Annotated in this window: 12 protein-coding genes; 2 read left to right on the top strand and 10 right to left on the bottom strand. The window is 50.1% G+C overall.

What is annotated here, in order from left to right; genetic code table 11:
* Positions 1 to 31 precede the first annotated feature (31 nt).
* The 9 genes from NYE26_RS14735 to NYE26_RS14695 all read right to left on the bottom strand — a co-directional run bounded on the left by NYE26_RS14735 (position 32) and on the right by NYE26_RS14695 (position 10719).
* The gene (locus NYE26_RS14735; RefSeq protein WP_339256862.1) at positions 32 to 1327 is read right to left on the bottom strand and encodes an extracellular solute-binding protein; all 1296 of its coding nucleotides are present in this window, start codon (positions 1325 to 1327) and stop codon (positions 32 to 34) included.
* A gap of 255 nt (positions 1328 to 1582) precedes the next feature.
* Complete coding sequence (locus NYE26_RS14730) at positions 1583 to 2428, bottom strand: response regulator (protein ID WP_339256860.1); 846 nt, start codon at positions 2426 to 2428, stop codon at positions 1583 to 1585.
* A complete protein-coding gene (locus NYE26_RS14725) occupies positions 2425 to 4224 on the bottom strand; it encodes a sensor histidine kinase (RefSeq protein WP_339256858.1) in 1800 nt (599 codons plus the stop codon). The genes NYE26_RS14730 and NYE26_RS14725 overlap by 4 nt, the downstream gene beginning before the upstream one ends.
* 165 nt (positions 4225 to 4389) lie before the next feature.
* Positions 4390 to 5355: an acyltransferase domain-containing protein gene (locus tag NYE26_RS14720; RefSeq protein WP_339256856.1), complete on the bottom strand. Its 966-nt coding sequence runs from the start codon at positions 5353 to 5355 to the stop codon at positions 4390 to 4392.
* Positions 5356 to 5382: 27 nt separating this feature from the next.
* Positions 5383 to 6060 carry an MBL fold metallo-hydrolase gene (locus tag NYE26_RS14715; RefSeq protein WP_036726939.1) on the bottom strand — a complete coding sequence of 226 codons (678 nt, stop codon included), beginning with the start codon at positions 6058 to 6060 and terminating at the stop codon, positions 5383 to 5385.
* A 199-nt stretch (positions 6061 to 6259) separates the two neighbouring features.
* Positions 6260 to 7675 carry a 6-phospho-beta-glucosidase gene (locus NYE26_RS14710; RefSeq protein ID WP_339256854.1) on the bottom strand — a complete coding sequence of 472 codons (1416 nt, stop codon included), beginning with the start codon at positions 7673 to 7675 and terminating at the stop codon, positions 6260 to 6262.
* Between the two features lie 13 nt (positions 7676 to 7688).
* A complete protein-coding gene (locus NYE26_RS14705; protein ID WP_339256852.1) occupies positions 7689 to 9569 on the bottom strand; it encodes a glucose PTS transporter subunit IIA in 1881 nt (626 codons plus the stop codon).
* Between the two features lie 26 nt (positions 9570 to 9595).
* The gene (locus NYE26_RS14700) at positions 9596 to 10147 is read right to left on the bottom strand and encodes a DJ-1 family glyoxalase III (protein ID WP_339256850.1); all 552 of its coding nucleotides are present in this window, start codon (positions 10145 to 10147) and stop codon (positions 9596 to 9598) included.
* A 14-nt stretch (positions 10148 to 10161) separates the two neighbouring features.
* The gene (locus NYE26_RS14695) at positions 10162 to 10719 is read right to left on the bottom strand and encodes a DJ-1 family glyoxalase III (RefSeq protein ID WP_339256848.1); all 558 of its coding nucleotides are present in this window, start codon (positions 10717 to 10719) and stop codon (positions 10162 to 10164) included.
* A 220-nt stretch (positions 10720 to 10939) separates the two neighbouring features.
* Between NYE26_RS14695 and NYE26_RS14690 the strand changes: the two genes are divergently transcribed.
* Both NYE26_RS14690 and NYE26_RS14685 read left to right on the top strand, forming a co-directional pair.
* Positions 10940 to 11896, top strand: a complete 957-nt coding sequence (locus NYE26_RS14690; RefSeq protein ID WP_339256846.1) for a LysR family transcriptional regulator — start codon at positions 10940 to 10942, stop codon at positions 11894 to 11896.
* 151 nt (positions 11897 to 12047) lie between these two features.
* A complete protein-coding gene (locus NYE26_RS14685) occupies positions 12048 to 13424 on the top strand; it encodes an MmgE/PrpD family protein (RefSeq protein WP_339257487.1) in 1377 nt (458 codons plus the stop codon).
* Positions 13425 to 13453: 29 nt separating this feature from the next.
* On the opposite strand, the gene NYE26_RS14680 is transcribed toward NYE26_RS14685, so the two are convergent.
* Positions 13454 to 13951, bottom strand: a complete 498-nt coding sequence (locus NYE26_RS14680; protein WP_339256844.1) for a DinB family protein — start codon at positions 13949 to 13951, stop codon at positions 13454 to 13456.
* Positions 13952 to 13995: the final 44 nt, after the last annotated feature.

The following is a 13995-nucleotide window of genomic DNA, read 5'->3' as shown; positions in this document are numbered from 1 at the left end:
CCTTTCCCCTATTATATTTGTAAAACCTGTCTTACTCTGCCGAACGGAGCAGTGTTTCCAGCTGTGCTGTGTATTCCTCAGGCGTCAGATTGCCGCCATAGAGCTGCTGCGTCATATCGCGGTATTCCTGACCAGTATCTGCCGACAGCAGGCCGAACCACATCGCCTGGGTTTTGGCTGTTTTGCTGATATCTGTAGCATAAGCGGAGAGCTGCTCATTCTGCGACTCCGACTTCACTTCGCTGGCGGCATAGCCCGGCAGGCCTTTGCGTACGAATTCATCATTGAGCTTGAGGGACAGCTTAATAGCGAATTCCTTGGCTTTGCCCACGTGCTTAGAGCTGTTGTTCACGAACAAGGAGTAAGGTGCCGCCGAGTTCTGGAAGCCGATCGTCGCACTGTAGACATCCTCTGCACCAGTCTTCGGGAATGCGATATATCCGAGATTATCGCCCATGGCCTTCGACAGCGCGCCGAAGTTGAAGCTGCCGTCAATCCAGATCAGAGCCTTATCGTTCTTGAACAGCTCCTGGGCATCCAGGTAAGCCGAGCCGAGGAAGCCCTTCTGGAAGGCATTGCTGCTTACCAGGGTGGCTACCTGCTTCGCTGCATCTACAAATGGAGCATCTGTAAACTTCGCATCGCCCTTAATCGCATTGTCGAAGGCGTTAACGTCCTGACGCGCTACGAGCATGTTGTACAGCAGATCGCCCTGCCATCTTTCCTTGCCGCCGAGGGCGATAGGGATAATCCCTTTAGCTTCGGCCTTGGTTACAAGCGCCTGCAGATCGTCCCAGGTTGCCGGAGGCGTAGCGCCCAGATCGCTCATAAGCTTTTTGTTATAGTAGAAGACCAGGGTTGTACTGATGTTGGAAGGAACGGAATAGATATTGCCGTCTTCCTCCTTTACCAGCTGGTTGTCCAGAAATTTCGCGCCAAGTCCCGTGGAATCCAGGGTATCGTTCAGCGGGGCTACCGTTTTCGATTGCAGTACAGGTGTCCGGTAGGACTTCCCGGCATGCTGCTGGAAGACATCCGGCAGCTCATTGGCAGCCAGTGCAACACTGATTTTGGTCTTGTAGGTCTCGTCTTGTATGTACTCATAGTTCAAATCCACGCCGACTTCCGCTGCGGTAGCCTCGGCAGCAGCCTGATACATCGGATCTGCATCGAACATCCATAAGGAGACAGATTCCTTGCCTTCCGCCGGTTTCGCATCCTGATTCTGAGTTGCCCCTTCGTTACCATTGGCTCCTCCGCAAGCACTAAGCACTACACTGCTGAGCGCGATGGATGCTGCAACTACCCCAAGCTTTTTTCCGAACATTTGTGTTGGACCACCTTTCAATATTTCGGGTTTTGACTTACAGGTATCATCTTAACAAGTGAACCGCCGTGCACGAATGGAGATATATTGGTTCTAACAGTAAAATTTTTAGGTATGTCAGATTACTTTACACTCAATTTACGGGGCGTTCCCATGTTAACGGCAGCTTTACATAGGGTTAACTTTAATCAGCGAAAATGTAATCAAATGAAAAAGCCCGGCTGCAAAACACCGGACTCTGAGTATAGCTGCTCTTTATGTATCCGAATAGGAACCGCTGTATACGGTATTCGGGGTCATTCCGTAACGTTTCTTGAAGCATTTGCTGAAATAGAACGGGTCTTTATAGCCCACCTGCCGGGCAATCGTCGCAATCTTGGGTGCCGGGGCTTCCTCCCCGGTGGCCCCCTGGCTGAGCAGCTTCATAGCCTCCCCAAGACGGACGTTCGTTACATATTCCACAAAAGACTCGCCGGTCTCCTTCTTGAACGCATGGCTTAAATAGCTCGGGTTCACAAACAGGGCGCTGGCCGTACTCTGGAGTGACAATGTATCCTCAGCGTAATGTGCCGTCACATAGGCGATGGTCTTGCTGATTAAGGCAGTGCCACTGCTCTGCCGCTTCTGCGCACGGGCATCGCCTGCCTGCGGCTCCTGCACATCCCCGGCTTTGATTCTGAGCCGGTTGATGTAGCGCTCTGCCTCCCACTTCTCCGTCAGCTGCGCCCGGATTGTGCGGAGGGCCTGTTCGACAGCATCCTCATCGACGGGCTTCAGCAGATAATGGTCCGCTCCAAGCGATATAGCCTGCTGCGCATAAGAGAAATTATCGTAGCTGGTGATGAAAATCAGCTTGGCCGCCGAATTCAGCTTACGGACCTCCCCAATGAATTCAAGCCCGTTCATATTCGGCATCTCAATATCCGTAATGATGAGATCAATTGGCTGCTCCCCGATGATCTGCAATGCGGTCGTGCCGTCATCCGCTTCTGCGGCCACCTCGAACCCGGCGGCCTCCCAGTCCACGAGACGGATCAGGAGCTGCCTGAAATAATATTCGTCATCCACAATCAGGACGCGGGCTACCGGTGCTGTACTCATAGTCTGACTGTCCCCTCTTCCTGTTCGTTCGTCTGCAGAAGCAGCGGCAAGCGCAGCTTCACTTCTACGCCCTTACCCGGCTCAGAGGTCAGAGAGATTCCGTAGACCCCGCCGAAACGCAGGCGGATGCGGTCCTGAATGTTTCGGAGTCCGAAGCTGTACCTCTCCGCACTGTCATGCCCGGACCAGATCAGCCGCTGCTGCTCTTCGCTCATGCCTTTGCCGTTGTCGCGGACGGTGAAGCAGAGCCGGCTCTGTCCATTCGAGGTCTCCGCTTCGCAGGTAATTTCACACCAGCCTCCGTCCGCCATCCCTCTAATGCCATGGTGGATCGCATTCTCGACCAGCGGCTGAAGCAGCATGGTCGGCACCAGGCAGGACTCCAGCCCCGGCTCGATCCATATCCGGTAGTTCAGCTTAGGGAAACGGATCTGTTGAATATACAGGTAGCTCTCCAGATGCTTCTGCTCCTGGGCCACCGTAATCAGCTCCTGTCCGTTGCTAAGCGATATCCGGTAGAACTCACCCAGTGCCTTCAGCATCTTGCTAATGTCCTTCGCCCCGGACATCACAGCCATCGCACGAATGGTATCCAGTGTATTGTACAGGAAATGCGGCTTGATCTGCGAATAGAGCAACCGCAGCTCCAGCATCCGTTTGGTCCTCTCTTCCGTCTCCACCTGGACCATCAAGCCCTGGATGCGCTCCACCATTTCATTGAAGGTAGCTCCGAGCCGCCCGACCTCGTCCTCAGAATCGGCGGCGGCTCGCCGCTCCAGATTCCCGCTGCCCACCTCGACAATCACCTCGCTAAGCTGGCTGAGCGGCCGGGTCAGCCGGCGGGCGAACAGAATAGACAGAAGCACGGCCGACAGGATGCTGATCAGGCCAAACCCGGCCAGCAGCAGAGCGATTTTCCAGTACCCGTAGGTTAGCTCTGATATCGTCACCAGCTGGACTACCTTCCAGTCATAGGAAGCGAGACTCTGCATGGATACTAAATAGCGGTCTTCGGCAACCTCCTGGGTCCGCGTCCCTTGCGGGACTGATTGGACCCAGCCTGCGAGGGATGCCTCCGGGACCGGCTGATTCACCCTTGAAGCTTCGTTCGCAGAGATGATCTGCCCGTCCCGGTTGATGACCAGCGTAGCACTCTCCGGGTTCTGTTCATTATGGTAGAGGCGGGCAAGCGTACGCTCGTCAATGTTGACATAGATATAGCCAAGCGGGGTGCCGCTCTCCAGGCTCTTAATGACCCTGCCTACACTGATCATATTCTTATGCTTCATCCCGGACAGAAAGGCAGGCGTAAGCGAATCGGCCCAGACCGCGCCGCCTCTGGCTGCATCGATCTCTGCTCTGGGGTAGATGCCAAGACGCTCCCGGGTCACGCCTGTCAGATTGGAGGTGTAATAGAGGTCGCCGCTCAAGGATTCAATAATTACGGAATCGATATTCGGCTCGGTTACTAGCATCGCTGCAAGTGTATTGTAGATCGACTTCAATGCAGCAACATCATTGCCGGTACCGGTATCGCTGCTGAGCAGCTTCTGGGTGTCCTGATTGATCAGCACGAACTTGGTGAAATTCTGGACCGACTGGAACACCGTCTCCATCGACTGCTTGACCAGCCTCACTTCCTGCTGTGAGCTTGCCGTGGTTCTCTCCAGGGTCTGATTGAAGACAATCCGCTGAATGCTGACCATGAAAATCACCAGTGCCAGCAGGACAATCAGGAGGTTGCTTAGCAGAATCTTTCGCCGCAGCGGCATACTTCCGCTGAATAGAAAGGGCATATACGCCCTTAACCTCTTCGAGAGGGATGGATATGGCATGAACCGCTTCATCGTTCCCTCCGTTACATGTATGGTTGTACATGTATTATACACAAATTACAACAACAGAAAAGCAGCGGCTCTCCATAACTTAGAGAAAACGCTGCTTGAAGGGATTGGGCTTAATCAGACTTCTAAGGTATCATTCACAATCTCATTCAGCTTCTTCAGCTCGCTGGCCATCGGTGTAATCACTGACCGGACCTTATGGGCCAGCGGCTTGCCGAGAATATACTTGCTGAAGTTCTCCAGTGTACCCGACGGGCTCAGATCGAGCAGCAACCGCGGCCCGCCGGCACTCAGACCCTCCAGGGCTGTGCGGAAATTCATCGGCTTCCTCACCACATCCCACAGGAGGGATTCATCCACCTTCTGCACACTTCCCCCTGCCATGGCCGATACCAGTGTCATTCCCGGGGCAGGAGCCTTGTATTCGATCTTCTTCATATATGTACGGTAAGGCTTCTCCAGTTCATCGATGAATGAGGAATGGAAGGCGTAGTTCACAGGCAGCTTCAGACTGGCCACACCCTGTGCTCTGAGGAACTGCTGGATTTCGCCGGTATGCCCGCTTCTGCAGGCGATAGTGAAGTGCTTGTCGAAATTCACAGCGATCAGTTCGGAGCGGGTGTTCAGCTCGGCGTTCCGGTGATAGAGCTGCACATGATCCAGAACAGCAATCATCGCGCCGTTGTCGCAGGTATCCTCTAGCAGCCGTACTTGCGTCACAATCAGCTCCAGCACCTGTTCAGGCGTCAGTACTTTAGTCACCGCCAGCGCCACATACTCCCCGAGACTGACTCCCAGCGTGTAGCGTGGGGTGATTCCCTCAGCTTCCAGAGTCTCCGCCAGCGCGTATTGCACCATGAAGATTGCAGGATGGGAAAAGACAATATTTTCGAAGCTGGCACCCTTACCTCGTGAGTTCTGATACAGCTCTTCGATCACGCTCTTGCCGGTCAGCTGATGAACAATCCGGTCCAGGCGTTCCATCGATTGCCGGAATACCGGCTGCTTCCCGAACAATTCAAGCCCCATTTTATTATATTGCGAGCCTTGCCCGGAGAACATAAATACGATTTCGCTGTGCATTTCCGTCCCCCCTGATTGTAGAGCAGCTTATTTGAAATCAAGCAGTCTGGCATTATTCTTACGGTTCCTGAATTTCACAAAATGATTGATATCATCAATCTGGAAATACAGATTATTTTTGTAGAGATAGCTCATCTCTTTGCCTGGCGGATCGCCGAAGGAATGTCCCGGGTATACCCGGGTGCTGGGAGGAATCAGCCGGATGAGCCGGTGGATGCTGTTGAACATATCCTCAGCCGAGCCTCCGCTACTGTCGCATAAGCCGCAGCCTTCAATAAATACCGTATCCCCGGAGAACAGATGGTCCTGCCCCCAGTAACAGACACTTCCCTGCGTATGGCCGGGCGTCACAAGACAGGTAATCCGTGAATCACCGATACGAATGAGGTCCATGTCCTCGACGGTTCGGAGCCGGTTGCAGCGGTATTTATAGTAATCTGCCTCGGTTTTGGAGATGTAGACAGTAGGACGATAGAGCAGCTCAAGCTTCTTCACCATATTGGTATGATCAAAATGAGAGTGGGTCAGCAGAACAGCCGTGACTGTGGCCTCATGCGAATCCAGAATACGGATCATCTGCGATACATCCCAGGATGGATCAACTACAAAAGCTTTGCGGGAAGTCTTGTCAATACCGAGATAAGCGTAGTTCAGGAAATTCATGCAATGCGTTTTAATCGTAAACAGATCATAGGTTGCTTCCATGCCCGCCTCCTTGAAGATTTGATAGATCTAATTTCCATTATTTATAGGATGAATCTACTAAATTATCATCTACTTTTTCACGAACTGTCAATGAATGTTATTGCTTCCATAGCAAAAAGCCTGCAACCTAGCATTGCAGACTTTCCACATAAAAACGTATATTTCTTTTTTGTTACAAATCATGCCGAATGATTGTTGCCTATAAATTCTCCCCGTGGCTGGCGATACATTCCTTGTACCAGTGGAACGAATCTTTTTTGACCCTTCTTAAGGTGCCTTTGCCATCATTGTCTTTATCAACGTAGATCAGGCCGTATCTCTTCTTCATTTCTCCTGTTCCTGCACTGACAAGATCAATGCAACCCCAAGGGGTATAGCCCATCACTTCTACCCCATCTTCCAGGATGGCTTTTTTCATCTCTTCCACATGCCGTCTAAGATAGTCAATTCGATAAGGATCATGCACTTTATCATCCTGCTCCAGTGTATCTACGGCACCAAGACCATTCTCTACGATGAAAAGTGGAATTTGGTACTTGTCATACAGCCAGTTGAGCGTAATTCTGAGTCCGACCGGATCAATCTGCCAACCCCATTCACTGGCCGGCAGGAGCGGATTCTTGTATCCGCTGATCTCATTCCCCTCGCTCTTATCCTGGTCAGTGGAATTAGCCATAACAACAGAGCTGGAATAATAGCTGAAGCCGATATAGTCTACCGTTCCCTCGGTTAGAATTCTTGCGTCCTCAGGCGCTGTCTGGATCTCCAGGTCGTGCTGCTTCAGAAAGGCATAGTACGCGGCCGGGTACTTCCCTCTGACATGAACATCGAGCAGAAAGTAGGCTTGTTGAAGTTTTTTGACATGGGCCAGCACATCATTAGGATCACAGGTTGCTGCATAAGACGTTGGATGAAGGAACATTCCGCCGATGACAAATTCGGGATTGATCTCTTTACCCAGCTTGACAGCCCTTGCACTGGCTACCAGCATATAATGTGCTGCCTGATACATCGTTTGCAGCTTGTTCTCCCCTTCAGCCCACTTAATACCTCCAGGCTTCCAGGGCTTCCGTACAATCATGTTGATTTCATTAAAAGTCATCCAATACTTGACCTTGGTCCGGTATCTGGTATAGATGGCTTCGCAGTAGTTCAGGTAGAAATCAATCAATTTGCGGTTGCGCCATCCTCCGTATTCTGTCACCAGATGATAAGGCATCTCGAAGTGCGAGATTGTGACCACGGGCTGAATTCCGTAGGCCAGGCAAGTATCGAACAGGTCATCATAGAATTGCAGCCCTTCCTCATTCGGCTCTACTTCATCCCCGTTGGGGAAGATCCGGGTCCAAGCGATACTGGTTCTGAAGCATTTGAACCCCATCTCATGAAACAGCTTGATATCTTCCTTGTAGCGGGCATACAAATCACTTGCCTCATGGCTGGGATAATACACATTCTCTTCAATTCCATCGGTGATTCTCCGCTCTACACCATGCGCAGCAGCTGTCATCACATCTGCAACACTGACACCCTTGCCGCGCCGGTTCCAGCCCCCTTCAACCTGATTGGCTGCTACAGCGCCTCCCCACAGGAAGTCTTCTGCTAACTTGCTCATGATGTCTCCTCCTTCAGACTTGTATACGCAGCAGGTGCTCAGTCGGGGCCACACGACCGGCAGCAACCTGTTCTACACCTTGATAATCAAAAGTATTTGAGATAATAACGGGAACGACAGTATCATATCCGGCTGCCCTGATCGCTTCAACATCATATTCCAGCAGCACATCACCTTGCCGGATAATCTGATCCTGCTGAACATGTGCAGTAAAGTGCTTGCCTTTCAGCTTGACCGTATTGATTCCGACATGCACCAGCATCTCAACACCTTCATCGGACATCAGACCAATCGCATGACGGGTTGGAAATAAGGATACAACCTTTCCGTTAAACGGGGCATATACCTTTCCATCCACGGATTCAATGGCTGCCCCGCTGCCCAGAGCAAAGATCGGATCATCAATTGCTGTGATATCTTTGATTGTTCCATTAATAGGGGAGCAGATCATAAGAGGTCCTGCCGGACGGGCAGCTCCGCTGGTCACAGGGCTAACCGGTGTGGCAGGAGCATCTCCGGAAGCAGCATTAGCGGTTGCCGGAATATCCTCTTCAATGCCCCAGATCAGCACAGCCCCCATAGCAAGAATAATACTGATTGCAATACCAATAATGATGTGAATATAGCTGTCCGCGATATACGTTGGCAATGCCAGGATGCCCGGCAAGATTAAGGCTGTAGCACCGCCGCCCCAGAAGTTAATATAAGCAGCTCCAATACCACCGGCTAACATGGCACAGATAAATGGTCTTTTGTACTTCAGATTGAATCCGAAGATCGCCGGCTCTGTGATACCGAATAATGCGGTTACACCGCTGGATAATGCACTTGACTTGCTGGCTTTATGCTTCAATAAGAAGAATACGCCCAGACAAGCTCCGGCCTGAGCCAGATTCCCTGTCAGGTTCGCCGGAGAAATTACGGAATAGCCGTATTCTGCAATCAGCTGGCTGTTGATGGGTGTAATCGCATAGTGCATGCCGAAGATAATCAGAATCGGTCTGAAGGTTCCGAACAGGAAGGAGCCGATGACACCATTCACCGTATACAGATATGTGACAACCGCGGCTACACCCTTGCCGATGTAGGTTCCAAGCGGCCCAATGGCGATCAGTCCCAGTGGAACCATGATGAATAGCACAAGCATCGGAACGAACAGGATTTTGAACATATCCGGGATGCGTTTGTCCACGAAGCGGTATACATAACTCATGACCCATACGGAGAGTATGATCGGAATAATGGTGGATTTATAATTGACCAGCAGTAACGGTAGCCCAAAAAAGCTTATGCTGGTAATACCTGTCTCCGCTGCTTTGGCCGCCCCCTCCATAATGGTAGGGTACATGTACGCCCCTGCGAGGGCGACTGCCAGATACTCGTTTGTTTTGAATTTCTTGGCTGCACTAACCGCTAGGAAGAAGGGGAAGAAATAGAAGATCAGATCACTAATCAGATTAAAGGTTACATACGCGCCGCTTGTTGTCTCCAAGAGCTTCATGGTAGTCAGAATGGCCAGTACAGACTTGACCATGCCGCATCCGATCAATACAGGGATTACAGGTCCGAATATACCTGCAATCGTCTCTACAACCCGTGATATCACGTTCTTTTTCTGCTTCACACTTTTGACTTCGATATCTGAATTCTCCAGATCGAGTCGTTCACTTACTGCATCGAATACAATCTTGACTTTTGCACCAATTATGATCTGCAGCTGTCCGCTGTTGAACTGGGCTCTGAGCACACCTTCCAACCGATCAAGCGCTTTCAAATTGACCAGAGATTCATCTTTTACATTGAATCTCAATCTTGTTGCACAATGGGTGGCATACGTAATATTATCCTGACCTATGTTGGCAATAATCTCTTTTGCCAAATCCTCTGTTTTCATAAGTTCCCCCGCCTTCTTAGCTGTCTCTACTTGCCCCCGGCCATATCGTATAACATCTTCTCACGCAGAGCTGAAGTATCCTTGCCGAAGATTACCGCAATCTTATAGGCGAACGGATATGGCGTTGCCGGACCCTGGCTCGTAACAAGATTCTGATCCGCTACAACGACCTGGTCTTTGAAAATACCGCCAATCAGCTTTTCCGCATAGCCCACATATCCCGTTACCTCTTTGCCTTCAATAACTTTAGCATCGGATAAGACGACGGTTCCCGAGCACATTGCAGCGATGTATTTATTGTTCTGGTTGAAGTATTGCACCATTGCAATAACGTCCGGATTCTCTTTCAGATTCTGTCCCCCTGGACGGCCGCCCGGCAGTACAACCATGTCGTACGCTTTAACTTCTTCGCCAAAAGGCTTGTCACCCTCCACATAAATGCCGTGCATGCCCTTAACCAGCTTGTCGCCGAAATAGAATGTATCACAGGTCAGTCCGGCTCTTCTCAAGATATCTACAATGGTTAATGTTTCGCCTTCTTCGTAACCTTCCGCCATCAGTACTGCTATTTTACTCATGATGTGTATTCCTCCTATTCAGCATCAAACGCGTTGAAATATACCATTCGGTTCTTGACAGCCATACTATCTCCACCTAATGCATCCACCAATGCGTAAGCGAACGCATAAGAGGTTGCCGGTCCCCGGCTTGTAATGAGATTGCCGTCAATGACAACAACATCTTCCTTAAAGGAGCCGCTCGTTTCGATCTTGTCCTCATAGCCGACATAAGCGGTGAAGTTCTTATTCTCCAGCACCCCTGCACTGCCTAATGCAAGAGGAGCTGCACACATCGCTCCTACAAATTTCCCCGCTTCATTCATCTCTTGGAGCAGTCTGATGACCCGGTCGTCATCGCGAAGATTAGCCGCTCCCGGCATGCCTCCGGGCAGTACGATCATGTCGTAGCTTTTAACATCATCACCAATAATTGCATCTGCTTTGACTACAATGTCGTGGCTGCCGCGAATGAGTTCACCTGCTGTACTGAACATGTGACAATCGATCTGCGCCCGTCTCAAAATATCCACAATGGTCAGTGTTTCACTCTCTTCAAATCCTTCTGCCAGTATAACTGCAACTTTGCTCATGTTCATGCCCTCCTGTTATTTCAAATTTCTGCAGGACAACAATGGCCTGCTTACGCTTACAACGCTAATGTATCCGTGGTTACATTCATAATTTAGCATGAACATACGCAACTCGAAAGCACATATATACTGCTTGTATGTAACTATTAGCTGCAGTATGATGGTACCGGTACTATCAATTCCCATCAAAATCTCGAATGGACCTAATCAGGAGGTACTCATGCTCAATAACTATAAATACTTTCTAGTTCTGGCCGAAGAGCTGAACATTTCAAATGCAGCCAAACGTCTCTATATTTCCCACCAATCTTTAAGCAAATACTTAAAAGGGCTGGAAGAGAAGCATGGTGTTGCTTTTTTTGAGAGGAAGCCCAAAATAACCTTAACAGCCGCCGGGAAAATCATGCAGAACACCTTGCGTCAGATTGAGCTTCTCGATCAAAATATGGAGAATCAGCTTACGGACCTTAAGGAGGATAAATCGGGTACCATCCACTTCGGCATCACTGAAGGAAGATATCCCATTATTGTTCCGAAGCTGTTAAAAGAGTTCTACGATCTCCATCCCAAGGTCGAGTTAATCATTCATCGAAAGACATCACCGCAGATGCAGGAGATGGTATTGAACAATTCGCTGGATCTGTTTCTGTCTGGTGTTGATAATATTGTTACTCCACTTGTGAAGTACGAGACGATTCTCCACGAGCAAATGTATATAGTGATCTCGGACAATTTACTGAAGCAGTATTTTCCGGATCAATATCCGGGATGTATTGATACTTTTGCCCAGGGTGCTGACCTCAGCCTGTTCCAGCATGTGCCTTTTGTTCTGAACAAGAAAAACTTCAATTCCCGTATTCTGCTGGACAAGCATCTGTCTGAACGGGGGATTTCACTGAACTGCATTAATGAACTGACTCAGCCTGATATCCATCATCTGTTGTGTGCCGAAGACTATGCAGCCAGCTTCTGTCTAACCATGTATCTAAGGGGTATCGATGGGCTTAATGAGTCCGGTAATACGAACTCCCATCTGCATGTGTTCCCGATTTCGGACTTTGCTTACTTTAACCCGCTGGCGCTGATTTATCATAGAAATAAAATTTTCCCATCCTATACGGAGGATTTGAAAAGAATAGTAAAACGCTACTGTAGCCCTGCATCATATCTCCAGTAGCCGTAAGGATGCTTGAATTGCACGATGCATCCAAAAGTTGAGTTAGTGCAGTTAACTTGTGCTTGAGTTAAACAACACCGCAACCTTATATTTTGTTATGTAACTTCTGCAAATTGAAGTCAAAATAACGAGGTGGATGGTTGTGAGTTATATGATTGTTGAACTGGCGGATTATGTGGCCCGTCTCCGGTATGAGGATCTATCCGCAAGGGCTATAGAGGTTGGTAAACAGGTGATCCTGGATGCTTACGGGAATATGGTGTTCGGTCGTTACTCTGAAACAAGTGAGCGTATTATGGAGTACGCACAGATGACAGATAGTATGAATACAAGTGAAACTCGGGTATCGCTGCTCGGTGAGCAGGATATCCGCACCAGCTCGGATACCGCAGTGTTCGTACATACGATGCTGGCACGTTGCGCAGATCTGGATGATGGATACCGTCACGCCATGGGGCATCCCGGCTCCGTGCTGGTTCCCCTGCTGCTTACTATGGCTGAGCTGTACCACAAGGATGGCAAACAGATGATTACGGCAATTGTGGCAGCATATGATGTGTACGCCAGGTTAGGCGAGGTGATTAATCCCTTTATGTACCGGGAACGGGGCTTCGATGCTACAGGGGTATGCGGTGCGGTCGCGGCTGCAGCTTTGGTAAGCAAATTAACGAATGCGGATGCCGTACGAACCAAGGATGCCATGGGGATCGCTTCGCTGTTCACAGGAGGATTAATAGAATACCAGAACGACGGAACTTCCGGCAAAATTCTGTGCAGCGGCTGGGCTGCTCTAACAGGGATGAGGGCTGTAAGACTGGCAGCCTGCGGATTTACCGGCCCGGATGCTGCGCTTGAAGGGAAATATGGGTTTTTTCAGGCGTTCAAGGGTACCAGCGGTCATTGTAATACGGGTCAGGTGCTTGAGGGATTGGGCCAGAACTTCAAAATAACCAGTATCTATTTCAAACGTCATGCTTGCCAGCGCGGGCTTCATGCCACACTGGATGCCATGCTGGAAATGCGGGATAAGTATGATCTCACACCTTCGAAGATAAAATCCGTCGATGTGAGAACGTCTTCCTTCGTCTATCGTCTAAACAATCCCAAACCCAAGACAGCCATAGGAGCTCAGGCCAGCACGCAGTTTACTTCAGCCGTAGCACTGAAGTATGGCCGCATGGATTCAGAGGCTTTACTATTCAGAAGCTTTGAAGATCCTGAGATTCATGAATTGGTTCAAAAAATAACAGTCACCCAGGATGAGGAAGTGCAGCAGTACTTGCATGAGAACCCGACGCATTTTTGTGCTGCACGTGTTGTGTTGACATTACATGACGGCAGTACATACGAGAAGTGGATGCCTGTTCCGCTTGGCGATACAGAAACCCCGTTCGGCTGGGAGATGCTTGAACACAAATTCAGTCAATTAATTGCAGGCACGCCGTGTGAGAGAAACGGACAGGACAGAATCAGACTGATCAAAAATCTTGAGAACACGAGCAATGCCGATATGCTCCTTCGGATCTGAATGACTTAGTGGCTTCTATTAGCTGGTCCTCAAGCAGGATAACCGCCCCCTGGCGGTGGCCACGCACCCTGCAGACGGCGGAGCAGAACAATCTCCCCCAGGTGATAGGAGTTATGGGAGGCGATATTGCGCAGCAGCCCGCCCTTGGTCTCCCCTGGAAAATGGGCTAATGGCTCGTCAAGCTGTGCGCTCTGAGCGATAGCAACCGCCTTATCGACACCTTGCAGCAGATGTGCGATGGCCTCCTGAAGCTGGGCTTCCTCTGCCGGGGCCTTCTCCGCAGGCCAGCTCTCCTGTACGCTTGTAGGCCGCTGAGGCTGGCCGCCCTCCAGGTGGGTCAGCATGAAATCCTGCCAGAAGCCCATGTGCTTCACCAGCTGATAGATGGAGTAAGGAATTCCTTCTATTGTATAACCTGCAAGCTCCAGTGTCAGATCCGGCAAGGCCCGGGCGATCGGAATATGTCCGCGCTCTCCCACCAGAGATTTCACCAGTGCTTGACCAAAAGCATGATTGGATTCGGACATCAGTATGCTCCTCCTATTAATTGCGCGAAATATAATTTACCGAA

It is taken from the genome of Paenibacillus sp. FSL P2-0136 (assembly GCF_037975325.1).
Lineage (GTDB): Bacteria > Bacillota > Bacilli > Paenibacillales > Paenibacillaceae > Paenibacillus_AQ > Paenibacillus_AQ silagei.
This window is presented reverse-complemented; position numbering and strand designations above follow the sequence as displayed.